The sequence below is a fragment of the Microbacterium azadirachtae genome (assembly GCF_000956545.1).
GTDB lineage: Bacteria > Actinomycetota > Actinomycetes > Actinomycetales > Microbacteriaceae > Microbacterium > Microbacterium azadirachtae.
Genome location: NZ_JYIT01000083.1, coordinates 20,229 through 45,506, shown reverse-complemented (window position 1 = coordinate 45,506; position 25,278 = coordinate 20,229). Strand labels below are relative to the sequence as shown.

General features: G+C 65.8%; 27 protein-coding genes and 2 pseudogenes. 17 read left to right on the top strand and 12 right to left on the bottom strand.

Features of this window, described 5'->3' with window-relative positions; translation table 11 throughout:
* The first annotated feature begins 41 nt into the window (after positions 1–41).
* Genes RL72_RS14210 through RL72_RS14195 form a run of 4 tightly spaced genes read left to right on the top strand, consistent with a single transcriptional unit; the run spans position 42 to position 2,964 of the window.
* Positions 42–1,115: a Gfo/Idh/MocA family protein gene (locus tag RL72_RS14210; protein ID WP_045251521.1), complete on the top strand. Its 1,074-nt coding sequence runs from the start codon at positions 42–44 to the stop codon at positions 1,113–1,115.
* 59 nt (positions 1,116–1,174) lie between these two features.
* Positions 1,175–1,570 carry a VOC family protein gene (locus tag RL72_RS14205; protein WP_045251520.1) on the top strand — a complete coding sequence of 132 codons (396 nt, stop codon included), beginning with the start codon at positions 1,175–1,177 and terminating at the stop codon, positions 1,568–1,570.
* 51 nt (positions 1,571–1,621) lie between these two features.
* Positions 1,622–1,999, top strand: coding sequence for a MerR family transcriptional regulator (locus tag RL72_RS14200; RefSeq protein WP_045251519.1), 378 nt, complete (start codon positions 1,622–1,624; stop codon positions 1,997–1,999).
* A complete protein-coding gene (locus tag RL72_RS14195) occupies positions 1,996–2,964 on the top strand; it encodes an aldo/keto reductase (protein ID WP_045251518.1) in 969 nt (322 codons plus the stop codon). Before RL72_RS14200 ends, RL72_RS14195 begins: the two co-directional genes overlap by 4 nt.
* A 16-nt stretch (positions 2,965–2,980) precedes the next feature.
* On the opposite strand, the gene RL72_RS14190 is transcribed toward RL72_RS14195, so the two are convergent.
* The 3 genes from RL72_RS14190 to RL72_RS14180 all read right to left on the bottom strand — a co-directional run bounded on the left by RL72_RS14190 (position 2,981) and on the right by RL72_RS14180 (position 4,497).
* Positions 2,981–3,793: an isocitrate lyase/PEP mutase family protein gene (locus tag RL72_RS14190; protein WP_045251517.1), complete on the bottom strand. Its 813-nt coding sequence runs from the start codon at positions 3,791–3,793 to the stop codon at positions 2,981–2,983.
* A gap of 4 nt (positions 3,794–3,797) precedes the next feature.
* Positions 3,798–4,211, bottom strand: a complete 414-nt coding sequence (locus tag RL72_RS14185) for a DUF1801 domain-containing protein (protein ID WP_045251516.1) — start codon at positions 4,209–4,211, stop codon at positions 3,798–3,800.
* Between the two features lie 76 nt (positions 4,212–4,287).
* Positions 4,288–4,497, bottom strand: coding sequence for a DUF1653 domain-containing protein (locus tag RL72_RS14180; RefSeq protein ID WP_045251515.1), 210 nt, complete (start codon positions 4,495–4,497; stop codon positions 4,288–4,290).
* 136 nt (positions 4,498–4,633) lie between these two features.
* Between RL72_RS14180 and RL72_RS14175 the strand changes: the two genes are divergently transcribed.
* Positions 4,634–5,245: a TetR/AcrR family transcriptional regulator gene (locus RL72_RS14175; protein WP_045251514.1), complete on the top strand. Its 612-nt coding sequence runs from the start codon at positions 4,634–4,636 to the stop codon at positions 5,243–5,245.
* A gap of 127 nt (positions 5,246–5,372) precedes the next feature.
* Here the strand turns inward: RL72_RS14175 and RL72_RS14170 are convergent, their stop codons facing one another.
* Both RL72_RS14170 and RL72_RS14165 read right to left on the bottom strand, forming a co-directional pair.
* A complete protein-coding gene (locus RL72_RS14170) occupies positions 5,373–6,497 on the bottom strand; it encodes a Gfo/Idh/MocA family protein (protein ID WP_045251513.1) in 1,125 nt (374 codons plus the stop codon).
* Positions 6,494–7,318, bottom strand: a complete 825-nt coding sequence (locus RL72_RS14165) for a sugar phosphate isomerase/epimerase family protein (RefSeq protein ID WP_045251512.1) — start codon at positions 7,316–7,318, stop codon at positions 6,494–6,496. Before RL72_RS14165 ends, RL72_RS14170 begins: the two co-directional genes overlap by 4 nt.
* 181 nt (positions 7,319–7,499) lie before the next feature.
* Here RL72_RS14165 and RL72_RS14160 point away from each other — a divergent pair, with 181 nt between their 5' ends.
* On the top strand, positions 7,500–7,883 hold the full coding sequence (locus RL72_RS14160) for an MmcQ/YjbR family DNA-binding protein (protein WP_045251511.1): 384 nt from the start codon (positions 7,500–7,502) through the stop codon (positions 7,881–7,883).
* Positions 7,884–8,310: 427 nt separating this feature from the next.
* Positions 8,311–8,613 (top strand): hypothetical protein, encoded by a 303-nt coding sequence (locus tag RL72_RS14155; protein WP_156156806.1) that lies wholly within the window; start codon positions 8,311–8,313, stop codon positions 8,611–8,613.
* Between the two features lie 256 nt (positions 8,614–8,869).
* Here the strand turns inward: RL72_RS14155 and RL72_RS20595 are convergent, their stop codons facing one another.
* Together RL72_RS20595 and RL72_RS20590 are read right to left on the bottom strand one after the other, a co-directional pair.
* Complete coding sequence (locus RL72_RS20595; RefSeq protein WP_282955665.1) at positions 8,870–9,178, bottom strand: SDR family oxidoreductase; 309 nt, start codon at positions 9,176–9,178, stop codon at positions 8,870–8,872.
* 100 nt (positions 9,179–9,278) lie between these two features.
* Positions 9,279–9,731, bottom strand: a complete 453-nt coding sequence (locus tag RL72_RS20590; RefSeq protein ID WP_282955664.1) for an SDR family oxidoreductase — start codon at positions 9,729–9,731, stop codon at positions 9,279–9,281.
* Between the two features lie 283 nt (positions 9,732–10,014).
* On the opposite strand from RL72_RS20590, the pseudogene RL72_RS14140 reads away from it, so the two are divergent.
* Positions 10,015–11,177, top strand: a pseudogene (locus RL72_RS14140) (IS3 family transposase); the annotation flags it as partial.
* Between the two features lie 202 nt (positions 11,178–11,379).
* Here RL72_RS14140 and RL72_RS20645 read toward each other — a convergent pair.
* Entirely contained in the window at positions 11,380–12,807 is a 1,428-nt protein-coding gene (locus RL72_RS20645; protein WP_211256062.1) for a phytoene desaturase family protein, read from the bottom strand.
* A 246-nt stretch (positions 12,808–13,053) separates the two neighbouring features.
* On the opposite strand from RL72_RS20645, the gene RL72_RS14135 reads away from it, so the two are divergent.
* The 7 genes from RL72_RS14135 to RL72_RS14105 all read left to right on the top strand — a co-directional run bounded on the left by RL72_RS14135 (position 13,054) and on the right by RL72_RS14105 (position 18,313).
* Positions 13,054–13,227, top strand: a complete 174-nt coding sequence (locus tag RL72_RS14135; protein ID WP_169748244.1) for a cypemycin family RiPP — start codon at positions 13,054–13,056, stop codon at positions 13,225–13,227.
* A gap of 397 nt (positions 13,228–13,624) precedes the next feature.
* The gene (locus tag RL72_RS14130) at positions 13,625–14,080 is read left to right on the top strand and encodes an HTTM domain-containing protein (RefSeq protein ID WP_052674424.1); all 456 of its coding nucleotides are present in this window, start codon (positions 13,625–13,627) and stop codon (positions 14,078–14,080) included.
* Positions 14,077–14,988 carry an alpha/beta hydrolase gene (locus RL72_RS14125; protein ID WP_045251507.1) on the top strand — a complete coding sequence of 304 codons (912 nt, stop codon included), beginning with the start codon at positions 14,077–14,079 and terminating at the stop codon, positions 14,986–14,988. The genes RL72_RS14130 and RL72_RS14125 overlap by 4 nt, the downstream gene beginning before the upstream one ends.
* Positions 14,985–15,521 carry a hypothetical protein gene (locus RL72_RS14120; RefSeq protein WP_045251506.1) on the top strand — a complete coding sequence of 179 codons (537 nt, stop codon included), beginning with the start codon at positions 14,985–14,987 and terminating at the stop codon, positions 15,519–15,521. Before RL72_RS14125 ends, RL72_RS14120 begins: the two co-directional genes overlap by 4 nt.
* Positions 15,518–16,138, top strand: coding sequence for a flavoprotein (locus RL72_RS14115; protein ID WP_082072410.1), 621 nt, complete (start codon positions 15,518–15,520; stop codon positions 16,136–16,138). Before RL72_RS14120 ends, RL72_RS14115 begins: the two co-directional genes overlap by 4 nt.
* A gap of 124 nt (positions 16,139–16,262) precedes the next feature.
* Positions 16,263–16,829: an ABC transporter ATP-binding protein gene (locus RL72_RS14110; RefSeq protein ID WP_428838627.1), complete on the top strand. Its 567-nt coding sequence runs from the start codon at positions 16,263–16,265 to the stop codon at positions 16,827–16,829.
* Positions 16,830–16,900: 71 nt separating this feature from the next.
* Positions 16,901–18,313, top strand: a complete 1,413-nt coding sequence (locus RL72_RS14105; RefSeq protein ID WP_156156804.1) for a hypothetical protein — start codon at positions 16,901–16,903, stop codon at positions 18,311–18,313.
* A gap of 25 nt (positions 18,314–18,338) precedes the next feature.
* On the opposite strand, the gene RL72_RS19590 is transcribed toward RL72_RS14105, so the two are convergent.
* From RL72_RS19590 to RL72_RS19580, 3 genes are read right to left on the bottom strand one after another with little or no spacing between them, the layout of a single operon-like run.
* Positions 18,339–19,145 carry an SDR family NAD(P)-dependent oxidoreductase gene (locus RL72_RS19590; RefSeq protein ID WP_169748243.1) on the bottom strand — a complete coding sequence of 269 codons (807 nt, stop codon included), beginning with the start codon at positions 19,143–19,145 and terminating at the stop codon, positions 18,339–18,341.
* Positions 19,142–19,756, bottom strand: a complete 615-nt coding sequence (locus tag RL72_RS20135; RefSeq protein ID WP_045251504.1) for a TetR/AcrR family transcriptional regulator — start codon at positions 19,754–19,756, stop codon at positions 19,142–19,144. Before RL72_RS20135 ends, RL72_RS19590 begins: the two co-directional genes overlap by 4 nt.
* Positions 19,753–20,724, bottom strand: a complete 972-nt coding sequence (locus RL72_RS19580) for an AvrD family protein (protein WP_082072407.1) — start codon at positions 20,722–20,724, stop codon at positions 19,753–19,755. Before RL72_RS19580 ends, RL72_RS20135 begins: the two co-directional genes overlap by 4 nt.
* Positions 20,725–20,806: 82 nt before the next feature.
* On the opposite strand from RL72_RS19580, the gene RL72_RS19250 reads away from it, so the two are divergent.
* Complete coding sequence (locus RL72_RS19250) at positions 20,807–21,415, top strand: TetR/AcrR family transcriptional regulator (RefSeq protein ID WP_082072406.1); 609 nt, start codon at positions 20,807–20,809, stop codon at positions 21,413–21,415.
* A gap of 135 nt (positions 21,416–21,550) precedes the next feature.
* Positions 21,551–23,722: a KAP family P-loop NTPase fold protein gene (locus RL72_RS14085; protein WP_169748241.1), complete on the top strand. Its 2,172-nt coding sequence runs from the start codon at positions 21,551–21,553 to the stop codon at positions 23,720–23,722.
* Between the two features lie 291 nt (positions 23,723–24,013).
* On the opposite strand, the pseudogene RL72_RS14080 reads toward RL72_RS14085, so the two are convergent.
* A pseudogene (locus tag RL72_RS14080) lies at positions 24,014–25,170 on the bottom strand (IS3 family transposase).
* Between the last annotated feature and the right edge of the window lie 108 nt (positions 25,171–25,278).

The window sequence follows — 25,278 nt, the reverse complement described above, 5'->3', positions numbered from 1 at the left end:
GACGACACGGTACTGGACCGGATCCGCCCCATGAGACTCTGGTGGTCTCATCCCACTCTCCGGAGGTCCTCGTGCCGCTGCCCTCGCCCCGCCCGATCGACCCCTCCTCCGCGCCCGCACTGCGCTGGGGCGTGATCGGCACGGGCTGGATCGCGGGTCGCTTCGCCGACGCGCTGCACCGGCACACCGCGCAGCGCGTGGTCGCCGTGGCCGCACGCGATCTCCCGCGCACCCTCGCGTTCGCCGCCGCGCACGGCATCGAGACGGCCGTCACGGACCGGAGGGCGCTGCTGGACGCGGTCGACGCGGTCTACATCGCGGTGCCGCACAGCGCGCACGCCGCCGTCGCCCGGGAGGCGATCGCCGCCGGCCGCCACGTGCTCGTCGAGAAGCCCTTCGCCACGAGCGCCGCCGAGGCGCGCGAGGTCGTCGATGACGCACGCGCCGCGGGCGTGCTCGCGATGGAGGCGATGTGGACCCGGTATCTGCCGCAGAGCGACGTGCTGCGGCAGCTGATCTCCGACGGCGCGCTCGGCGAGATCCACCAGGTCGTCGCCGATTTCGGCTCGGTGGCGCCCTACGACCCGACCGGCCGGATGTGGGATCCCGCTCTCGCCGGCGGAGCCCTGCTCGACCTCGGCGTGTATCCGGTCTCGTTCGCCTCGTCGATCCTGGGCGTGCCGGAACGGATCCAGGCGTCGGGGCTCGTCACCCCCGACGGCATCGACCTGCGCGCCACCGCGCTGCTGGGCTACGCGAACGGCGCGGATGCCGTGGTGTCGACGTCGATGGTCTCGCGCACCGCGGAGCGCGCCGAGGTGATCGGCGCGGCCGCGCGGGTCGACGTGCTGCCGTCCTTCTTCGCGCCGACCGGGCTGCGCGTGACGCGCCGGATCGGCGGCAGGAACGAGGTCGAGGAGTGGCGCGACGAGGCCTTCACCGAGCGCTACGACGGGCTCGGCTACCAGGCCAGCGCGCTCGCCCGGTACGTGGGAGAAGGGCGCACGGAATCGCCGCTGCATCCGCTGGACGAGGTCGTCGCGGTGCTCGACGTGATCGACCGGATCCGGCCCCAGCTGACGGTGGTGGATCCGGCGCGCTTCCAGGACGCCTGAGCGGCGGGCTGCCGGCCCCGGGCCTGGACGCAGGGCCCGGCCGGGCGCATGCTGGAGCCATGACCGGCTTCCAGACCACGCATGCCTTCAGCGGCTTCAGCGTCGACGACATCGATGCGGCCCGCACGTTCTACGGCGACACCCTCGGTCTCGAGGTGAGCACCAACGCGATGGGCTTCCTCGACATCCGGCTGCCCCAGGGCGGATCCGTCCTCGTCTACGCCAAGCCGAACCACACCCCGGCGAGCTTCACGATCCTGAACTTCCCGGTCGAGGACGTCGAGGCGGCCGTCGACGACCTCAACGCCCGCGGGGTCGTCACCAAGATCTACACGGATCCGGATTTCGGCACCGATGAGAAGGGCATCGCCCACGGCGCACCGGGGCGCGGCCCGGACATCGCCTGGTTCACCGACCCGGCCGGCAACGTGCTGTCGGTGCTCGCCGCCGTCTGATCCGGATGCCGCCTTGACTTCGAGTGCGCTCGAAGTCGTAGCGTGAGGCACATGCCGGAAACCACCACGACGCGCTCGATCTCCGAGGCGGCGCACGAGCTCGGGCTGACCGCGCACACCCTGCGCTACTACGAGCGCGAGGGGCTCCTGCTCGCGCCCGTGGACCGCGAATCGTCCGATCGCCGGCGCTACACCGACGACGACATCGCGTGGCTCGGGTTCCTGCGCAAGGTCCGCTCCACCGCCATGCCGATCGCCACGCTCCGGCGCTATGTCGAGCTCGCCCGTGCCGGAGACGGCACGAGCGCTGCCCGTCTCGCCCTGCTGCGCGAGCACCGCGAGACGGTGCTGGCCCGGCGGGCGGAGCTGGACGACGCCCTCGGCGCCATCGACATCAAGATCGCCCTCTACTCCGAAAGGCTCTCATGAAGAACGCGACTCTCGGCACCCTCTCCGTCGGCCGGCTCGGCCTCGGCTGCATGGGGATGTCGGCCTTCTACTCCGGTGCGAACACGGACGAGGCCGAGTCCATCCGCACGATCCATCGCGCGCTCGACCTCGGCGTCACCATGCTCGACACCGCCGAGATGTACGGCCCGCACACGAACGAGGAGCTCGTCGGCCGAGCTCTCGCCGGGCGACGCGACGGCGTCGTGATCGCGACCAAGTTCGGCGTCCTGCCGGGAACGGACGGCGGCCGCCGGCTCGACGGCTCCCCCGAGAACGTGCGCCGCTCGGTCGAGGGGTCGCTGCGCCGCCTGGGCACCGACCGGATCGATCTCTACTACCAGCATCGGATGGATCCCCAGACGCCGATCGAGGACACCGTGGGCGCCCTGGCCGAGCTGGTCGCCGAGGGGAAGATCCTGCACTACGGGCTCTCGGAGGCCGGTGAGGAGACCCTGCGCCGTGCGCACGCGGTGCATCCGGTGACCGCGCTGGAGACCGAGTACTCGCTGTGGACCCGGGATCCTGCGGAGCAGCTGCTGCCGGTGCTGCGCGAGCTGGGCATCGGCCTCGTGCCGTACTCCCCGCTCGGGCGAGGCTTCCTCACCGGCGCCATCCGCTCCGCCGACACCCTCGACGCCGGCGACTTCCGCCGGAGCAACCCGCGCTTCGTCGGCGAGAACCTCGACGCGAACCTGCGCATCGTCGATGCCGTCGAAGAGGTCGCCGCCGAGCTCGACGCGACCCCTGCCCAGGTCGCCCTCGCGTGGGTGCTCGCACAGGGCGACGACATCGCACCGATCCCGGGCACGAAGCGGGTCTCCCGTCTCGAGGAGAACGTCGCCGCGGATGCGCTCGTGCTCTCGGAGGAGCAGCTCGCCGCGCTCGGGGCGCTGCCCTCGGCCGCGGGCGACCGCTACGCCGACATGTCGAGCATCGGCCGCTGAGGTCGGCGGCGCCGGTTCACACTCCGTCGGCGAACCGGCGCTGCACCTCTGCGTACGGAAGGGCCCCGTCGAGGAAGCCCAGCGTGCCGCTCTCGAGCAGCTCGCGCCCCGCGCGCTCGACGGCGGTGAGAGCGACTCGTGCAATGCTCCCACCCAGGCTCACCCGTCTCACGCCGAGGGCGAAGAGCTCGGGCACGGGGATGAGGTGCGCGGCGAGTCCCGCCACGATGTTCAGCGGGGCCGGGATCTCCGCGGCGAGGCGCCGAACGGTCTCCTCGTCGTTCACACCGGGCACGAACACGCAGTCCGCTCCGGCCTCGACGAAGCGCTGCGCCCGCGCGACGGTCTCGTCGAACGGATCGTGGACGCCGGACCGGAAGTACGCATCGGTGCGCGCGTTGATCACGAACGTGCTGCGGGGTGCCGCGTCGCGGGCCGCCGCGATCCGCTCGGCCGCCTCATCGATGCCGAACAGCACGCCGTCCACCGCGTCCTCGAGGTTGGCCCCGACCACGCCGACGTCGGTTGCGCGCAGGACGGTGCGCGCGACGTCCTGCGGATCGTCGCCGTAGCCCGCCTCGAGATCCGCGGTCACCGGCACGTCGACCGCCGCGACGATCGCCGCGACCTTCTCGAGCATCGTGTCGAGGTCGAGGGCCCCGCCGTCGGGCACGCCCAGGGACCACGCGATCCCGGCGCTCGTGGTCGCGATCGCGGGGAAGCCGAGCTGGGCGAGGATCCGCGCGGATCCCGGATCCCAGGCGTTGGGCAGCACGAACCCGGTGCCCTGGTGCAGGGCGAGGAAGGCGGCGGCACGGTCATCGGTCATGGCTTCAGCGCTCCGGGTCGTCGTCGCGATCCCAGGCGATCGCGATCAGCCGCCGCAGCACGCCGAGATCGATGTCGTCGAGCTTGCGCACGTAGACGCACCCGCGCCCCTCGGTGAACGTCCCGAGGCTGGGGAGGAGCGCGGCACCCTCGGGCAGATCCTTCAGCCCGTACAGCGAGAGCTGCGCCTTGCGGGGCGAGAAGGCCACCCTGGGCCAGTCCCCCTCGCTGCTCGCGCCGCGGTAGCGGTACGTGCCGTAGCCGACCATGCTCGGCCCCCACATCACGGGCTCGGCACCGGTCACCTCGCCGAAGATCCCGGCGAGCGCGAGTCCGTCGATCCTGCGACGCTCCGGAGTCGCCGCCTCGAGGAACGCCGAGACGTCGGCGGCCGTGGGCTGGGTCTTGATCTCGGCCATGCAGCCATCATGGCGCACCGCACGGACACCGCGCAGGGGGTCGCAGCCGATTCGGCGCTCGGCACGCGGTGGCGGCTCAGGCGATGCGCGTGAACCGGGGGCCGCGGTAGCCGTCGCGGTCGACGTGCTCCTCGAACATCGCGAGCGGCCGCGCCCAGTGGCTGTAGTCGTCGTAGAGCTTGCGGTAGAACACCAGCTGCTCCTCCGTCTCGCTGTGCCGTCCGACGGCGATCACCTCGTAGCGGGCGCCCTTGAAGTGCTGATAGATCCCCGGCTCGACCGCCATGCGCTGCATCCTCTCCTGCGATCCTCCGCCGTCCGCGCGGCTCGGATCCCGGCGCCCGTCGGCGCCCCGATCAGAGAGCCTTCCATGCCGCCGTCTTGCCCGCCAGCCCGCACGACGCCCTCGGTATCATCGGGTGATGGCCGAATCCTCCGCAGCGCCCCGCAGCACCGGCCGCTACCGCAAGGGCATCGCCCGCCGCCAGGAGATCCTGGACAAGGCCATCGAGGTGTTCGCCCGGCGGGGCTCGCAGAAGACGAGCCTGCGCGCGATCGCCCAGGAGGTCGGCGTCACGCACGCGGCCCTGACGCACTACTTCGGGTCGCTCGAGGAGCTACTCGTCGAGGTCTACCGCGCGTCGGAGAGCGCGACGGACGCGGCGCATCCGCTCCCCGAAGACGTCCGTCCCGCCCTGTCGATGCGCACGGCGGCGGAGCGCAACCGCCGCATCCCCGGCCTCGTGCAGCTGTACTCGACCCTGGTGTCGACCGCCCTGGAGGATTCGCACCAGGCCGCGCAGGAGTTCATCACGCAGCGCTTCACCCGGATCCGCACCACGATGGCCGCCCAGGTGCGGCGGCTGCAGGCCTCGGGAGAGCTGCGCGCCGACCTGGATCCGGAGCTCGTCGCCGCGCTGGTCATCGCCGCGTCGGACGGACTGCAGACGCAGTGGCTGCTCGACGACACGGTCGACCACGAGGCCGCGCTCGAGATGCTGGACCGGCTGCTCTCCGGCGGCGCCACCGACTGAGCGGCGATCCAGGATCCTGTCTCCCTCCCCGCACCACCTTTCCCTCCCCGCAAACGCGCGAACACGGGGAGGGAAACATGACCAGGGGAGGGAATCGTTCCTCCCCTGGCCATCACCGTGCTCCGGTTCAGAGCGTGGCGACGAAGGGGTCGAAGCCCTCGGGCAGCAGCGGGACGGGGCCGACGGTGCTCTCGACCGCGACGGCGCGTCCGGTGCGGGCCGACTCCTGGGCGGACAGCAGCACGTCGAGCACGTGGAAGCCCAGCTCGCCGGAGGCGACGTGCGGCCTGTCCGCGGCGATGGCGCGCACCATGTCGAGGGCGCCGAGGCCGCGGCCGATCTCGATGTCCTCGTGGGAGATCTCCACCCACTCCTGCTCGAACGACATGCCGTCGCGCAGCACGCCGAGCGGCTTCACGTACGCGATCCGCCCCGCGAACATGTTGGGGTCGGGGATCACGATCGTGCCCTCGGTGCCGTGGATCTCCACGATGCCGTGGCGCTCCAGCGCGGAGTCGAAGCTCAGCAGGCTCTGCGCCTGGGCGCCCTGCTCGAAGGCCGTGACGATCTGGATCGTCGAGGGCACCTCGACCGGGAACAGGGTTCCGGCGTTCGGACCCGTGCGGATCTCGCGCTCCTCGCGCGCCTTGCTGCCGACGGCCGCGACGCTCGCGACGGGGCCGAGCAGGCTCACGAGCGCGGAGAAGTAGTACGGCCCCATGTCGAGCAGCGGGCCCGCGCCCTCGGCGAAGAGGAACGCGGGGCTCGGGTGCCACAGGTCGGGGCCCTGGGTCTGGAAAGCGGTCTGCGCGAACAGCGGGCGCCCGATCACGCCGCTCTCGATTGCCCTGCGCGCGGCCTGGAACCCCGGGCCCAGCAGGGTGTCGGGGGCGGATCCGACGCGCAGCCCCGCCGCGTCGGCCTCGCGCAGCAGCGCGGCCGCGCCGTCGCGGTCGAGTCCGAGCGGCTTCTCCGTCCAGACGTGCTTGCCCGCGGCGATCGCGGCACGCGACACCTCCACGTGCACGGCCGGGATGGTGAGGTTGATCACGAGGTCCACGCCGGGGTGCGCCAGCACGTCGTCGGCGGATCCGAACGCCGGCACGCCGTACTTCTCGGCCTGCGCCTGCGCGCGGTCGAGCAGCAGGTCGCCGACGATGAGCACCTCGGTGTCGGGGAACCGTGCGAGGTTCTGCAGGTAGGTGTCGCTGATGACGCCGACGCCGATGACGCCGATCCCGACCGCGCTCATCGGGCGAGACCGCCGTCGGTGAGGAAGGCGTAGCTCGCGGCGATGTCCGCGAAGACGTCACCCGGCGCGTTGTCGTACTCGATGACGGCGTACTGCACCGCCGACGCCGCGCGCAGGGCATCGGCGAGCGGCACGTCGCCGTCGCCCGCGTGGCGCTGGTCGAGGCTGTCCGAGCCGAACTCGGCGGCGCCCGGGGCGAACGGGTTGCTGTCGGGGGCGATGCCGTCCTTGACGTGCACGGCGACGAGACGGTCGCCCAGGCGGGAGACGAGGGCGGTGACGTCCTGCCCGCCGACGAGCGCCCAGTACAGGTCGAGCTCGAGTGCGACCCGCGCGTCGGTGAGCGACACGAAGCGCTCGTAGGCGCTCTGCCCGTCGAAGTCGGCCACGAACTCCTGCGCGTGGTTGTGGTAGCCGACGGCGAGGCCGAAGCCGGCCGCCGTGTCGGCCAGGGCGTTGAGACGGTCGGCGATCTCGGTGACGCCGTCGAGCGTGAACCAGCGCTCCGGCGCGACGAACGGGTCGATGACGGTGGTCATACCGAGCTTCGCGGCGGCCTCGAAGACGACCTCGGGAGCGGGCGTGGGGATGGATCCGTCCGGCGTCCACAGCTCGTCCGAGAGCAGCGGCGCGTGCCCGGTCGGCGAGGCGAGCCCCGACGCGTCCAGGGCGGCGCGGATCTCGTCCGGGCGGCGCACGAAGTCGAACGCCTCGACGTTGCGCAGCCCGATGGCCGCGAGCTTGTCGAGCGAGCCCGCCATGTCGGCGGAGAACTCCGCCGCGAGCGTGTAGAGCTGAACCGAGGTTTCCGGCAGGGCCACGGTGACCTTCCTTCTCTGCAAGGGCACGGGCACTCCCTGCCCGTGCGGCCAGAGTATCAGAAACCTCCACTTGGAGGTATATGTTCCTTCCCCGCAGGACGCGAGAGCCGCAATCACCCGAGGACCGACCGAGATCCGGGACGACTCCGTTCGTGTCCGAGGGGGCGCCTAGTCTCGACGCATGGCCACGCTCGATGATCTGCGTCGTGTCGCCGCCCGCCTGCCCGGGAGCGAGGAGCGCGCGATGACCGGCGGTGCCGCCTGGTTCGTCCGGAACAAGCTCTTCACCTGGGAATGCTCGCCCTGGCCGAGCATCCCGGAAGACCTCCGTGAGGTCATCGCGTCCGAGCTCGTGGTCGGCGTGAAGGTCGCCGACGAGCTCGATGCGCTCGCGTTGCGCGAAATGGCGCCCGACGTGTTCCTCCGCCGGACGACACGGTGGGGCGAGCCGAAGATCGCGTTCCGGATGCGGGCCATCGACGACGATCATCTCATCGAGCTCGTGACCGAGGCATGGCGGGTGCAGGCGCCCCAGTATCTGCGCCGCGAGTTCGACGCCAGGTAGATCGCGTCGGGCGGCCGGCCCTCGGGTTCCTGCCCGCACACCCGACGCGGCGCGGATCAACGCGAAAACCCCCGGATCGACCGGGGGTTTCATGGCGGAGACGGAGGGATTTGAACCCTCGGTCCCCTTGCGAGGACTCCACCTTAGCAGTGCCTTGTCAGACACTCACGCTGCGTGATTCTGCGAGTGAATGCAGGTCATGCACCCGGCTTTTCGGCGTGCTCAGAGGATCCACTCCCCTGACGCTCCCCAGTTCGGCCGTACGGTCGATGGACCTACTGATCGTGGGTCGCGAGTTCTACAAGCCAGATCCGAGCCATTATTATGCCCGACCTCCAGAACGCCCAACACCAGCGCGGCTCGCGCAGTCGTTTGCCGCGGCGACACCGACGTGGCGCTTGTTCACCGACGCACCCCCATCACGTCCGTGGCCCGCTCCACCATGGGGACTGTCGCGGCGATCATCGTCGGCGACGCGGCGCGGCCGGATCCGGCACGCCTGGATTCCGCGTTCGAGGTCTGCCGGGTGGTCGCCGCGCACACCGAAGGCGCGCAGCGCGCGGCGGCGTTGACCGTGTGCGGGTGGCTGTCGTGGGCACTGGGACGATCCACCCGGGCCGCGTTCTTCACCGAGCAGGCGACTCGGACGCTCGGAGCACCGACGTTCACGGCCACACTCGCGGAGATCATCGACCGCGGTCCGGTCCCGGCCTGGGCTTTCGCCGGTTGAGCACCCGGTGCCCCGGGCCCAGCCCGGGGCACCAGCGCTGCTGCGAGCGCGAGCGGGCAGGATGTCCAATCCGGCTCGCCGCGGGCACCCCTTGTAGGTGAGACGATCGGCACGCTGGCTGTAGGAACCGTTCAGAGATGTCCGCCGGGCCCGCTGAAATCCGCTTCTCGACAGAGAAATGTCCGCGCTCAGATGTGCCTTCTCGATATGAATTTGTCCGGCGAGCGTCGTTCGTCGATCCGGTGGGCGATCGTGATCAGAGTCCGAATCCCCCGTCCGTTGTGAGCACCTGACCGACGACCCAGCTTCCTGCTGAGGACAACCACCCGATGAGTTCGGCTGGGTCTTCCGGTGTGCCGACTCTGCCAAAGGGCGTGCTCTGGATGTAGCGGTCGAGTTCGTCGAGTGAGCGATCTGTGGTCTCCGGATCCATATAGCCGGTGTTAACCGGGCCGGGGTTGACGGTGTTGAGGATGATTCCGAGCTCCAGAAGCTCAGCCGCGACGGTGGCTGTGACGCCAGCCAGCGCCGCCTTGCTGGTCGCGTAGGCGACCTCTCCGCGCATGGCTCCATGAATCTGCCCGGATGTCATCCAGAACACTCGCCCCTGGGGCTGCAGATAAGGTCCGGACCCGACGATGCGGTCTCCAGGCCTCCTCGGCTCGTTACCTTTCGGCGCATAACCGTGCGAACTCGGCAGTGAGCAGCATCGTCGAGCGGGTGTTGACCTCCCAGAACGCACTGAGCCGGTCCGCGGTCATGTCGAGGATGCTGCCGTCGTCGCCGCTCTTCGCGTGATTGCAGACAAGGATGTCGACGCGCCCGGAGAGAGACAAGGCGGTGCGGATGACGTCCGGGATCGCATCAGGGTCCGACAGGTCCGCTGAGACGTCGGCGAACAGTGCACCATCGGCCAGATGCTGCCGGACCCCGGCGCGAACGTTGTCCAGGTCGTCGCCGCCCCAGGGCAGATCGAGGTCATCCGGACGGAAGTGATGGATGACGACATTCGCGCCCAGAGACGCGAGCTTGTTGGCGACGGCGAACCCGATCCCGCGGCGTCGCGAGACGCCGGTGACAAGAGCCGTCCGACCGCGGAGGGGCAGAAACGAGGACATGGTGAACCTTTCGATTGCGCGCGTAATCGCGGCGCGGAAATGAGTACTGGGATCGAATGGCTCACCGGCATTGCATAGACGAACCGTAGCAGGCGCCGCTTACTGCGCCCAGCCCTACAACGTCCGCCAACAAGCGCAGCGCACGGCCGCCAGGTGCCACTCGTACTGACCGCCCGGGGCCCCGAAATGTCCAGTTGGACACACTGCGGACACGTCAGGGACTGCTGAGGGTTTGGGTGACTCCTGATCTGTGGTGATTCGTCACCGCTGGAAGGATGTCCTCATGCCAAAGCCGTTCCCCAAGGAGTTCCGGGACGATGTCGTTGCGATCGCACTCAGGCGGGAGTCGTCGTTCGCGCAGATCGCGAAAGACCTCGAGATCTCCGAGTCGTGCGTGCAGCGCTGGGTGAAGATTGCCGAGGTCGACGGCGGTCGCCGTCCCGGTGTCAGCTCGAGCGAAGCGGCCGAGAATCGTGAGCTGCGCAAGCGGGTGAAGCTGCTCGAGCAGGAGGTCGAGATCCTCCGGCGTGCGGCGGCGTATCTGTCGCAGGCGAACCTGTCCGGCCCAAAAGGCTCTACCCGCTCGTGAGTGAACTCGCCGCCGACGGGATCCCTGTCGCGGTGACGTGTCGGGTGCTGAAGTTCGCGAAGCAGCCTTACTACCGGTGGCTGCAGGATCCCGTCTCGCGACGGGACTGGGACGATGCGCATCTGATCAACGCGGCCATCGACGTGCATGCCGACGACCCCGCGTTCGGATACCGGCTCATCGCCGACGAGCTCGCGGAGGCCGGGTTCACCGCGTCGGAGCGGCGGGTGTGGCGGGTGTGGCGGGTGTGTTCAGAGAATGAGATCTTCAGTGCGTTCGTCCGCAAACGGCGTGGCAAGGGTCGTTTGGTCGGCCCGCCGGTGCGTGACGATCTTGTCCGGCGCGAGTTCACTGCGGCCGGCCCTGACCGGCTCTGGCTCACCGATATCTCGGAGCATCCCACCGGTGAGGGGAAGGTCTATCTCTGCGCCGTGAAAGACGTCTGGTCGAACCGGATCGTGGGGTACTCGATCAACGAGCGGATGACCTCGGAGCTGGCCGTCTCGGCCCTGCGGAGGGCCATCCAGCGCCGCAGCCCGAACGGGACCACCGTTCACAGCGATCGCGGCAGTCAGTTTCGTTCGCGGCGCTTCCAAGCCGAACTGGACCGGAGCGGACTCGTCGGCTCCACGGGCCGGGTCGGCGCTGCCGGCGACAACGCGGCGATGGAATCGTTCTTCGCACTCCTGCAAAAGAACGTGCTCAACCGCCGACGCTGGACCACCCGCGATGACCTCCGCCACGCGATCGTGACCTGGATCGAACGGACCTACCACCGCCGTCGCCGGCAACGCATCCTCGGCAAGTTGACGCCCGTCGAATTCGAAGCAATCATGACCACACAGGCCGCGTCCGCCGCCCAACAAGAAGAGTCACCAAGACCCTCAGCAGTCCCGTCATACAGACGACGTGCGCGGTACTCCGCAAGCAAACAGCAGCTCGATGCAGCGCCCAAAACTACGACGCGAATATCCTCACGAACTGGCTACCCTGCGCTTCGGGTTTCCTGCTCATTGCGTCTTCACCCGTCGTCGTTGCTCAGCCTTGCCTAAGACGTCCTCAACCGAGCAGGTCCAGGTCGACGCGCAACGAGGCCACATCGTTCAACGCCGTCCTAGCTGCCCACCAACCGCCCATCCCGTGCACTCCAGGCCCTGGAACTGCCGACGCCGAACAGATGTAGAGGCCTCGAATCTTGGTTCGCCAAGGGGCTGAGGACAAGCGAGGACGCGCCACCAGGCGGTACAGAGAAGTGCTGCCTCCAGTGATGTCGCCATGCCGAAGGTTCGAGTTCGCGTCACCGAGAGACGCCGCGGGGGTAGCGAGAGAATCTTCGACTAGATCCCTGACGCCTGGGGCATGTCGTTCAAGTTCCGCAAGTATCTGGGAGCGAGGATCGAGAGTTGAGCCGGCTGGGACGTGCGCATACGCCCAGACGACGGAGCGACCTGTCGTCGCGCGATCCGGGTCCAATGCAGTCGGTTGCGCAAGCAGTATGTATGGCCGCTCAGCGTGGGTTCCGGCATGGACGGCCCTCTCCGCAGCAGCGATGTCTTCCCAACGCCCACCCAGGTGTACCGTCCCAGCCTCGAGAACTCGTGTGTCCGTCCAGGGGATCTCCTGCGACAGGACGAAGTCGGCACGTGCGACGCCGATCCCGCTGGCCAGTGCTTTTGGCACCCTGGACCGTAGATCGTTCGGCAGCATTTCCCGAAGCGCTTGCGTAGACACGTCAGCGATGACTATCCGGGCGTCGGTTAGGTCGGTCACATCGGTAACGGGGCGGCCGGTCTCTATGGTCCCGCCATGGTCCAGGATGTCCTTCACCATTTCATCCGCGAGATGTTGCGCGCCTCCGCGCGGGATCCCCCAGCCACGCACGTGTGCGTGTGCCCCTAGGACGATTCCTGACGCCGCAGCGGCGAAGGACCCAATCGGCTGGCCGGCGTGCGCGACAAGGCCAGCGAGCAGCGCCCGCCCATCAACCCCATCGATTCCAACTCGCGCTCCTGGCCAGCTCGACAGCAATGTTGCACGGCCGAGGAGCGGCAGAGCTTTGAGGTTCGCCGGGGTCCTGACCATTGGCGACAGCGCCGCATCTGTGATCTCTCTTTCGTTCCGGACGAGAGATGCAAAAATCCTCGCCCACCCAGCGCCGGCATTGCCAAGTTCGTCCACCGTGCGTTCGAGATCGCGATACGCGATGGCCGCGCGATCGCCGAGCGGATGAGCAAACGACACGCTCGGTCGGATATACGGGACGCGGGACTCGACGCCCCAGGCCTGGAAGAAAGGCGATGCCAGCGCTAGCGGATGAACGGCTGAGTACCGGTCAATGACGCTCCCGTTGTGCAGGTAGGACCGGACCCCACCGCCAACCTCGTTCTGCGCCTCGAGCACGGTGACCCGCAAGCCTGCCCGGGCGAGAGTCATCGCTGCTGCCAGGCCGTTAGGGCCTGACCCGACGACGTATGCGTCGGGTGTCACGCGGCGCCCCAGGCCGTGAGGGCGTCGGCGGCGCTTCTCCCGGTCGCGCACTCGCGCCTGCGGGCTTTACGGCCCGACAGCGCCGCCGTTACGTTACAGAACATCCGTAAATCTCCGCTCTTCGACCTCGTCAAAAACAGCTCAACTGGCTGTTGGTCAGGCGCATGACGGCCTCATCTTTGTCGCTTGACTTACGGTACAGTCCCGTATGTAATGATACCGAATCGACCACGAATGGAGATCAACATGAGCACGACACTCACTGCCTCGCGTGCCCTCGAAGCCGAGGTCAACGCAATCTTCGGAGACGTCGAGGCGGGCTTCGCCGAGACCTCTGAGATGCCCGTCATGACGACGCCGATGATCGTCCCCGCAGCAACGATGGTGATCCAGGGCAGCACGATCTGCCTCGTCTGCTAAGCGCGCCTTGGGACGGAAACACTCCAGCCGGTCGTCCGTGGGACCCAGGGGGGCCTCCACGGACGACCGTGTGTTCTGGACACTCGCGCCCGTAGCAGCCGGGCAGGTACTAAGTGCATGCGAAGGCTTGTACTCGATCAAGGACTACGAGCCCGACGGACTCCTGCGAGGCCGAAGCCAAACGACTTCCTCTAGTTGGCTGCCGCTGGCGTTGCGTCGCCGCCTCGACACCCGAGGTGGAGCACTCCTGGTCCATGGGATGAACCTGTTGGGTGGCCTACTGACTCTCACGGCGAGGCGAAGCCATGCGCGACAGACCGCCGGGGCAGCCCTCATGGCGACTTCTGCCCTTCTCTTCGAGCACCGCAATCCCTACGGACGCGATGGCTCGGATCAAATGAGCGGCGTAATCAACAGCTACAGAGTCGTTACAGCCTTCATCCCCGATCGAAATGCCAGTAACGACGTGTTCTTGAGAGCTGTCAACGTTCAAACGACGGTCTCCTACGTGGCCTCGGGCCTGGCAAAGGCGATCTCACACACATGGCGTTCCGGTCGGGCACTCGAGATGGTCCTCGAGACCGATATGTACGGGCACACCCCAGCTGCGAAGTTCTTCGTACGTCATCCGATGCTGTCGCGGTTGCTCACGTGGTCGACGATCGCGTGGGAGAGCGGATACCCACTCATCTACTTCCTCCCCAGACCGCTCACACGCCTTGCGTTGTTGGGCGTAAAGGCCTTCCATCTCGGCATCGCCGTGACGATGGGGCTGCCGCGGTTCCTATGGGGTTTCAGCGGCGCGCACAGCGCCGTCGAGTACGTTCTCGACCATCGTGGAGGCCGGAGATGAAGCTGGAACAAGCGGTCTCGATCGGTGTGACGGCTGCTTTGGGTGTCAGCGCCGCTTTGGCCTTCGTCCGGCATGAGGAAGAGTTCGCTCGCCGACTAGGACTCAAGGGAACGAGCGTGGTCGACGATCACGTTGGAAAGCACATCGAGTATGACGTGTCTATCAAGTCCGGCGCGGTAACTATCATCTTCGAAAGCGGGCTGGGCTCTCCCCTCGAAAGTTGGGACTGGATCTGGCAGAACCTGCGTCCCCACTTCACGCTCCTTCGGTATCACCGCTCGGGCATCGGACGGTCAACCAGTCGGCTACGTCCCGCTCAGATGATCGAACTGCTCCTGTCTCGCTTCGCCGCGGAGGGTCCGGTTTTGATCGTTTCGCATTCGATTGGTGCTGTGATTGCGGCGAATGTGGTCGCCGAGAGCGACGTCCTCCGATCACGGCTTGAGGGCATCTATATGGTCGACGCCACCGACGCCGACCTCCTGGGTCGTGAGCGAAACACCCCCGCGAGCGTCGGCCAGTACCATCAGATGACGCTGCAGGAGCTGCTCTCCGCCTTCCTTGGCACGAACCGCTGGACAGTGAACAAGATCGAACGCGACGTCGCCTACCTACCTGACCCACAACGTGCGTACGTGGTGACCAGCGCGATGCCCAGGACGCTCCTTGCGGCCCAACGCGAATACGATCTCGAGGCTGTCGACAACCAATCGTCCCTGGCCAGCCTTCCAATCGCTCGGCATGTGCTCGCGGCCTCCGACAACGTAAAACAGCAACAGGCGCTCGCGAGCAGGCTCGATGCAAGTTTCCATGTGATCGCGGGCTCCAGCCACCGCTCCATCCTGGGCAAGCCGGCGCCGGCAGCGATCGTCTCGCAGATCATTCGACAGACCGGTATCCCATCGTGATCAAGAGAGCCCTGCCAACGATCGTCTCGAGCGCCCTCGCGATTCACATCATCTTGACGGCGTTGGACAATCTGCCTGATGGTCGCGCGTCGATCGGGACACGCCTACCTTTCTTCCGCTCTCTCCCCCAGTGGCGCTTCTTCGCGCCCAACCCCGGTGTCGAGAACGTCCATCTTTTCTATCGCACCCGAGCAGCCTCCGATGAGTGGGCCCCGTGGCGCGAGATCTCGTTCCGCAACCCCTTGCGGTGGTACTCGTTGGCCTGGAATCCGCGCAGCCGCGCCCCGAAGGCCTTGTTCGACACTGCCCAGCAGCTGCGCGTTCTGGCAGGCTATGGCGCTTCATACGAGTGGGCGGTCGAGAGCAACGCGTACAAGCTCGTCGAATCGGTGGTCGCTACCCGCGTCGCTGCTGAGCGCAAGTCGGCCGTGCCGTTCCAGTTCATGATCATGATCTCGGCGCCCGGAAAGGGCCGCGACGGGCTCCAGCCCATCCTGGTCTCTCAGGAAACGTCGAAGGCGCCGGACGAATGACCGCTGCTGATCCCGGCGCGGCTATGGCGCCGCCAGTTTTCACGTGCCGACGGCTGACGTTGTTGGTGACGGGTTCCGTGAACGCCGCGCTGGTTCCTTACTGGCTTCATTGGCTCAGGCAGATGTACCCGGACCTCACGGTCTCCGTGGGAGTGAGTCCAATGGCGCAGCGGTTCGTTCAACTCGATGCGCTCCGCGCGCTAGCTTCTGGAGCGGTCTGGGCGGACTCTTGGGAGTCGACGGATCTCCCTGAGGGCGCCCACATCGGAATCGAAAGCCAAGCAGAGTGCTTCGGCGTCTTCCCTGCAACGATCAACACGACCATGAGGCTGGCCGCGGGGTTCACGGACACACCGACCATGATGGCTCTCCAGCTCACTAAGAAGCCGATTGCTATCGCGTCGACGTTCCCCGGCACCAACGAGATCGTGAAACGTCGGTGCGCTGAACTTGAGCGGCGACCAAATCTCCGATTCACGGGCACGCTCCCGGCGTTCAGCGTGAGCGCGGGAGACTGGAGCGGAACCACGGGTTTCTTCATGCCGCTCCTGCTCACGGTGCTCGAGGAGTTGCGTACGGCGTCCAACGAAGTGCCCTCGCCGACGGAGACGAAGTAAATTGCGCAGCCGAGCTCACAGGGCCGCCCACGCGAGGACGGGCGAGCGACACCAGACCATGCAGTTCGATGTCGAATCAGCGACAGTCGCCGTTGGCGGGGTCTCGCTACTTCGAGCAACCTCCGTGAGCGTTTCGTCTGGAGAGGCACTGGTGGTTCGGGGGCCCAACGGCGCCGGGAAGTCGACGCTCCTCAGGTTGCTGGCGGGCATCCACCGGCCCACCGATGGCACGGTGCGGTTCAATGGGCGCGAGGTCGACGAACGGGATCGCGTCTTCCGTCGCGAAGTCGCGTCGATGATCGGGTTGCCGCCGATGGCGCCCGATCTCACGCTTCGCGATCACATCGAACTGGTGGCTTCGACTTGGTTCGTCTCGCTCGGGGAATGCCGCGCTCTGGCCGAATCGCTCCTTGCGGAATTCGGCCTGACGGCATTGAGCCAGCGATTCCCGCACGAGCTTTCATCGGGGCAAACTCAACTCTTCGGTCTTGCGATGGTCCTCGCCCGCCCGTATAGCTTTGCGCTTCTGGATGAGCCGGAGCAACGCCTTGATGGACATCACCTCCAGGCGGTTGGCGCTGCCCTTCGGCGGCGAACTGACAGCGGTGTGGGGCTGGTCGTCGCAACTCACAGTGATGAGCTGGCGTCGACGATTGGCGGGACGATCCATCACCTTGGTGGCGAGGCGTGAGCTCCGCGTCGAGTCGATCCCTCACAATCTGGCGCGCTCGTGCTAGCGGTGAGCGCGAGGGGCTCGGCTACTTGATCTACATCGTCGCGATCGTTGCCTTCGCGGTAGTCGTTCCGTTGCTGATGCTGCTTTGGTCGTGGTTGGTTACTCCCGTTGTGATCTCAGCGCTCCTGAGCGGCGGGGCCCCAAAGTCAACGACGATCGTGTGCGTCCTGTTGTGCGCCGCGGGGTTCTTTGTCGGTCGGCTTCGTGGACCCGCGGTGCGACCGCCGTTCTTGACGTTCGCGTTCTCGACCTCTCCGCTGCGGCGGAACCTGGCGTTCGGGGGGCCGGTCGCCCGCGCGGTAGGACTCGTCGTGGCGGTCGTCATTTTCGCGGGTGCGATACTCAGCGCTGCGATGTGGAGCACAGGTCACGTCGAACCGGTATCAGGCGCAGCGTTCGTGGTGGCGTCAGTTGCCAGCGGCCTCTTGGTTGGGAGCACCTGGCTCTTGGGCCAGATCTTTCCGCGATTTTCGCTTGCTGCGGGTGTTGCGCTTGCCTGCTTAGGGGCGACCTCCACGATCTTCGGCCCTATCGTTCCTTACCTGCCGTGGTACTGGGTCGCGAACGCGTATCCCGTGGAAGGGTCAGTCTTCTCTGCGTTCAGTCTCTTACTCCTCGCTGCCGGATTTATGGCCTTCGCGGTCGCGCAAATGGAAAAGCTGAATCGCGATGGTCTCTTGGCGCAAGCACAGCTCTGGGACACAGCCCAGGTGTTCGCGTCGACGTTCGACCTCGAGTCCGCATCTGCCGTCTACCGCGCCCGCCCTAAGCGGTTTCGGACCGTCTCCGCAGTGCGGAGCTATTCCTCGCAATGGCTGAGGTTCGTTGTTAGAGACGCGCTGGGCGCGGCGCGAACGCCGTTGCGGGCGACGACGGGTGCAGTGTTGTTGGCCGGTGCGGGAGCCGTGATCGGCCTGGGGCCGGCGCCCATGCCTTTCTGGGGGGGCGCCGCTGGTTTGCTCGCGTATCTCGGAGTGGGGCCGTTGTCTGACGGGCTTCGCCATGCAGTTGCGATGTCAGCGGATTTGCCGTTGTACGGGGTCTCTGACCGGGCTCTCGTTAGCTATCACGCTGCGTTTCCAGCCATCGGGACCGCGATCTTTCTGGGAGTGGGCAGCGTCATCACGAGCACTTGGGGAAGCGGCCTATTCAACTTGCAGCTGACTGCCACGACCGCCGTCCTCGTGCTGTTGACCGTGGCCGTGCGGGTCTGCGCTTCTGTGAAGGGGCCGATGCCGGTGAGCCTGTTGGCGCCAGTGTCAACGCCTATGGGCGATCTTGGCGCCATCGTTCGACTGCTGTGGCTATTCGATGCTGTTGTTCTCGCCGCGTTGGGTGGGGCGTTCGCCGCAACCGCTGCCTGGTACCCGGCCTGTGTCGAATTGGTGCTCGTCGTCCTCCTCATCATGTGGCGCTGGTCAAAGCGCCGTCACGGCTAGCCGACGCCTCTCCCCCCGACTGGGACTAGATCACGTTCTCCCGCCAAGGCCCGAGATTCGTCGCGAGGCCGCGAAATGTACTGCCACCGCTCACGTCCAGACGTGTGCCTGTGCTTCTTCGCGCCTGTTCCGATACAAGGTAGGACACCGCATGCGCCACATCCGTCACCTCCCCCAGTTCGCCGAATGCAGCGATGCTGGCCAGATGCTGGCGCACAGCCGGCACCTCGAGCGCTGGGTGTGCAGTGTCCGTGGGGCCGGGGATGACGGTGTTCACGCGAATGCCACGTTCGGCGAGTAGAGCCGCGGATTGATCCGTCAGAGCTTCGAGCGCCGCCTTGCTGATCGCGTAGACGGTGTCGCTCCGGCTCGGAAAATGGGCGCCTGCAGATGAGATGTTCACGATGCTTGCACCGGGTCCCATTCGGTCCGCAGCAAGCTGGGTTAGAAAGAACGGAGCGCGCAAGTTGATGGCCAGGTAGCGATCAAACTCCGCTGGAGTCGCATCCGCAAGCGTGGGGCCCAGCAACAATGCTGCGTTGTTGACGACCACAGTTAGAGGCGCTGACGTGTCTGCGACGATACGATCGACCGCTTCGATGAGAACGCGCGGCCCTTCGCGCGCTTCGAGGTCTGCATGCGCGGCCGTGCACTCGTGGCCTCCGGAGAGAATCTGGCGACAGAGCTTCTCGGCCTGGTACTTGTTCTGCCGATAGTGGACGACGACGTGGTAGCCGTCGTTTGCCAGCGTCCTGGCGATGGACGCCCCGATGCTGCCACTCGCTCCTGTCACCAGGGCGATACCCTTCGTGCCTGCGTCGGCGCTGCTCACGTGGATGGCCCAGAAATCAAGTTGAGGACGGTGGAGATCATCTCGTCGAAACGGGACTCGGCCTCCGACCAAGTCCCGTGCACGGCGAGAAGGTCCTTGGTCCCCATCCCGCCCGCAACGATCAGTCTCACGATCGCCTCGATGTCGGCCGTATCGTGCAGCTGCCCCATCTCGTGGGCACTCCGAAGTCTCTCGCCCACGAAGTTCTGCCATGTCCGGAATGGATCGAGTCGGCGCTCTGGAAACTGATGCCGAGCCTCGGCCGCGAGCTTCACGCCCGCGCGGACGACTACGTCTGCTGCGAGCAACTGGCCGACCGACCTGAATGCGTCACGCAGATCGGCAAGTGGCGCGCTGGGGTCCCCCTTGACTTTCGTTTGCATGTTGCTCATAGCGGTCCGTTCGTGGTCCAGGATCGCGGCCCCCAGGGCGTGCATGTCCTCGAAGTGACGTTCGACCTGGGCTAACGGCAGACCCGCCGCAACGCTCAGGTCAGCCAGACTCACTTCGGCGAATGGATGGACTGCCAGGAGCGAGGCACCCGCTTGCAGGATGCTTTTGATTTCAGGTGACTCACGCAAGGTTCCCCCGTGGCTCGTGTATTCAGTCATGAGCTCGCCCCTTTCGTGTACGCGAGGGACGCGCGCACGCTCACGCCCGTGCTGGCTGTCGATTGAACACGGACGTCATGGAGACCATCCGAACGCAACTCGCGGTCTCGCAGGAGCGTCATTCGAGATGTCCAGGTCGCCGGAGCGACAGTCGGCTCTTCAGCTGCATCGATGTCTATCGCCCGCATCCACAACGTCCCCATGCTCTCCCGGCTGGCGTCGGTAGAGAGGGCGATCACGGATTGCGCCATCTGTCCCATGACTGCGAGGTGGTCGATCACCGTGAGCGCTGGACGCCACGCGCTCTCTACTCCTTCAGCTTCGGTGCGGATGCGCTTCGCGTCCCACTTTGTGCGATGCTCGCCGATCAGCGTTCTGCTTTCAGGCTCGAACCTCATCAATCGTGATGAAGTCGTTGTCTGCCTGAACGCTCCGCCGTAGACGGTCGCTGCCGGTGCCAGCGAAGCCACGGTGTGCCGCTTGTGTGGGTCCAGCGCTCCCTCGAGCCGAACAAACACTCTCATGTTGCCGACGGTGCCGGTCAGTTCCCAGGGTCCTGCTTCGTCGCCGTTGACCGATACAGCCACGGGCACGCTGGCAAGGTCAGTCCAGGCCACTGCCCCCGAACGAAGCCGGGCAGCGGCCACGCGAACCCTTCCCGGAGAGCTTCCCAGCTCGGAAATCACGCGGTCGAAGACGATGATCGGCAGAACCACCGCATCCAGGGTGCTCAGGTGCGGGTTCCGAAGGGCCCCGTCGGCGCCGGTGGACCAACCCGCGGGATAGCGCACCGCTACGTTCGCGCGGAGCGTTCCGTCGCGCCAAAATTCGACGTCGTCTGGACTCCCGTAGCGGACTCGACGGTACCCAGAGCCGAAATATCGACCACCAGCCTCGCCCAGCAGTACGTCCAACTCGACAGGCCAGACGGAACCAGGTTGCTGAATCGGCTGCAGTACGTCACGCATGGACTTACGATACAGAATTATCTGTATTGCCTAATTCCGGCCACCTCACCTGACTGAAGTTATCGCGGTCGGTTAGTATTACATGATGTCTAGTAATCGCGCCGGACGCCCGCCGGTCGCCAACATCACGGACGCGCTTCGGAAGGCCGCAGAGCGAGCGATGGTTGCCGTTGGATACTCAGGCATGAGCGTCGACGGCTTGGTCACGGAAGCAGGCACTACCCGCCCTGCGTTTTACCGGCGATATCCGTCGCTGGCCCATCTCGTGTTCGAGGTCATTCGCGACCAGTTCGGTCAAGGGCAACCCGTCGACGCCGGTTCGCTCCGAGACGACCTGCTCACTCTTCAACGTGCCGACATTACGATGTTCGCCTCTCCCCTGATCCACAAGAACCTCCCCGGCCTGCTCGAGGTAATGAGCGTCAACGAGTCGATCGGCAAGCTCTATCACGACGAGTTCGTCGCCCCACGTCGAGCCAACGTCGCCCGAATCCTCGACCTTGCTGCCCAACGAGGAGAGGTGGATCCATCGCGGGTTGACGTTGACTTGATTTGCGATGTCCTGGTCGGCCCCATCCTGAGTCGGACACTGTTGCCGATCCAGGCAGGCTTGAATGATCGGCTAGCGCGCGATCTTGTCGAGATCGTGCTCCAAATGGTCCAAGCCGACAAGGTCACGCCCTCGCGTTAGCATCCGCGCAGTTGGTGTTTCTACACAGGTGCGCATCGCGATTCACATGTCGTCGCTCAGGCCTCCGCGGCGACGATCCACACCATGTGCCGGCGCAGCGAGCTCGCCGCACAGCATGCCGATAGCATCGCGATCATGATCCCCGGCAACGCTGAAACCCTCGCCCCGGAGGGTGATGGTTCCCCAGTTCGATGGCTGGTCGACGACCCTGACCCGCTTACTGCGCTTTCTCTTGGACGCAGGAGCTTCGTCGAATCCATGTGGGCGACAGTCGATCGCACGAAGTCGGTGGAGTCTTCGATCGTCTTCGGACTCGTCGGTCCATGGGGCTCTGGGAAGTCCTCGATCCTCGGGTGGATCAAGGACCATGCTTCAGCATCCGAAATCAGTTCGCCCTGGTCCGTCGTGTCGTTCAACCCATGGGACTACTCGGACCCGACGAGCGCCCAGCTGGGTTTCTTTGCCGAGCTGGCATCAGCATTCGGCAGACACCGGGGACGGAAGGTCCGGGCGAGTATCGCCAAGTTCGGGAGGGCATTGTCGCCGCTGCTTTCTGTCGGTTCGCTCCTGGGCCTCGACCCGGGCCGAGCTGTCGATGGGCTCGCGAACATCATCGAAGGTGAGCAGAGCGTCAATCGAACGCGTTCGCAGTTGATCCGGGAACTTTCCGCGCTACGACGACCCGTCCTCGTCATCATCGACGACATCGATCGGATCTCAGGAGACGAACTGCTTCAGACGCTCAAGATCGTGCGGCAGTTGGGGCGCCTCCCCTACGTGCACTACCTGCTGTCATTCGACGAAAGCACCGTCTTCGACGCGATCAGCGGAAGCTCACTGGTCGGAAACGGCGGCAGGTCACGCGCCCGGGAGTACATGGACAAGGTCGTTCAAGTCCGTTTCGACCTGCCAAGGATCCGCCCTGTCGATAGTCTTGAGCTCCTGAACCGTGGCCTCAACGAGATCGGAGAGGCCACGGCGTTCTTGCTCGACGAGCGTGGCACGAACCGATTCAGCGAGGCCTACGGGCGCTTCCTGACGCTGCGCCTCGACACCCCTCGCGCAATCCGTCGCTTCCTCACCCAAGTGCGAATGTATGCGCCCATGCTTGCTGGCGAAGTGGACGCGGCTGATTTCTTGGTGCTGACTTGGCTTCGAACCGCCGAGCCTGGCGTCTACGCGATGCTGCAGGCGCACAGGGATTCGTTTGTCGGGTCCGCCGAACGCCTGCTTTACGTGCCGACGACAACGCAAGGCGATGAGCGACGGAAGATCCGAGACGAATGGAGCATGAGGATTCGCGACGCTGGGACACGCGGCAGCGACGTGGACGGTGTGATCGAGGCGCTGTCGTTCTTGTTTCCGGTGTTCGCGAGCAAGTGCGGGACCGAGTTTAGGGACGACGATGTGTCGTTCAGCTCGCGGGTTGCAAACAGCGACTACTTCGACCGCTATTTCAGCTTCGGGGTGCTGGACGACGACATCTCTGACGTAGTCGTGGAGCGTGCTCTGACAGTGGTCGCCTCGGACCCGTTGGCCGAAGGCGAATCAGTGGCCCAAGTACGTGCCGCGCTCGGCTTCAACCCTGCACTGACCGTCGACAAGATCACGCGCGTGATTGCGCAGAAGCAGTTGACCGCCCCGAACGTCTATCGCTGGCTTACGCCGGTCTACATCCAGTTGCGCAGACGTCAAGGTGTTGTTTCCCCGGACCATACGATCGAACGAACCGTCGCCAGCAGGCTCGCTCAGATGACGTCCAAGCAACAGACAGACGCGCTGTTGGCAATCCTCGAGCAAGGCGGGGCACCGCTCGCCGTTTCAGCGTTGGACCGCGCCCGGGGGTTAGGAAGGTACGGAGGCCGGACCTTCAGTGCGGATGAAACTCAGTTGAAGCCCATCCGGATGGCGTTCGCGTCGATGCTCCGAGCATCTGAGTCCACACCTCTTCAGATGGACCAACTGACAAGAAGCGACGCATGGTCATGGCTCCGGGTCGATCCAGCAGGCTTCGCCGACTGGATCCACGACTGGAGCGAGCGCATCGGGGACCTGGACTCGATCGCATTCTTCGTTGTCTCCGCTACGTCCCACGGCTCTTACGGGACCACGGTGCGGCTCTCATCGTTCGACGCTGAGACAGCGTCGACTTTCTTCTCCCTCGAGAACGTCTGCGCTCAGCATGAGGAGGAGATTGCGTCAGCGGATCTCGTTGTGAATGATCCGTTTGACGGCCTCGATGACACCCCCGATAACCGTCGCAGGACACTGCTGTCGGCATTGCAGCAGTGGCGTCAGAAGCCGTAGCTCGCAGCAACAGTCCGAAAGGAGCCTGAGAGCAGCCTCCTCAAACCTGAGACCTCGGATACGCGCCAACGGGTGTACAGCGAACGCACTGGAGCAACCGATGTGCGTGGTCATCAATCAAGAGTCGATCGGAGGCAGAGTTGCCCCTAGTCAGCCAGCTTGGTCATGCAACCGCATTGAGTCAGCGGGACGGGGCTGCTCAAAACCGTCTTCTGAATCGGCCTGATGGGACTGCTGCACGGATAGGTGACATCTTGACCTGCCCCACGGATTTGGTGCCAGTCGCGGTCGCTAACTCGCGGCGGGGATGTCGTTGATTTCGAGTGTCTCGTATTCGATCGGCGTGCGGTAGCCGAGGGCGGAGTGACGGCGCTGACGGTTGTGGAATATCTCGATGTACTCGAAGATCGCGTTCGCGAGTTCGACTCTGGTTTTCCACTTCTTCCGATTCAGGAGCTCGATCTGCATCGATGACCAGAAGCTCTCCATCATCGCGTTGTCCAGCCCGTCACCGACGGACCCGAACGAAGGCAGCAGCCCGGCAGAGCGGATCTTCTCCCCGAAGAACCACGAGGTGAATTGCGTTCCGTGATCCGCGTGAACGATCCCACCCGGTCTAGGGCGACGGTTCCGGATGGCCATGTCGAGCGCGTTGATGACGAGTGTCGTGTCCTGCTTCGAGTCGATCGACCAGCCGACGATGCGGCGACTGTAGGTGTCGAGGACTGCGGCGCAGTAGACCCAGCCTGCTCGCGTGCGGTGCTGCGTGATGTCCGTGACCCAGAGCTCGTTCGGACGGGGGCGCGAGAACTTGCGGTTCACGAGGTCATCGGAGGTGACGACGCCGCGGAGTCGTTTGGTGCGGATCGGGCCGGGGAGCCCGTAGATCCCGGCCAGGCGCATCAGCTTGTGCACCGTCCGTTCGCTGACGCTCACTCCCATCGCCATGGTCAGCTCGGCGTGGACGCGGCGATATCCGTAAGTGCCTCGCGAGGTGACGTGCACTTCCCGGATCAGACCGGTCAGCCATTGCCTGCGCAGCTCGGACTGGGTGAGGGGTTTGCGTTTGACGCGGTAGTAGTGCTGCCTGGCGACCCCGAGGACGCGGCAGCAGCGGTCGATCGGGATCCCGGCGTCGGCGAGTCGGTCGATCACCGGGAAGAGTCTTTTGAGCGGGGACGCTCCTCGTCGAGGAACTTCGCCGCTTGCCGGACGATCAGCAGCTCGGTCTCAAGCTCTCGAATGCGGCGTCTCGCTGCACGCAGCTCCGCCGATTCCGATGACGGGACGCCGGGCCGGCGGCCGTTGTCGATGTCGTCCTGGCGGATCCAGTTCGAGAGCGTGACGGGGTGGATGCCGAGTTCAACGGCGGTCTGTTTGGCCTGCTTGCCGGCACGCACGAGCGCGACAGCGCGAGCACGAAACTCCGGCGGGTAAGGACGGGGCATGATGGTGAGCTTTCCGGATCGGGCCACTAATTAGCCACCGAAACTGGAACCTTTTCCGTGGGGCAGGTCACCCTGTCACCTATCCGTGCAGCAGTCCCCTTTGCCCCA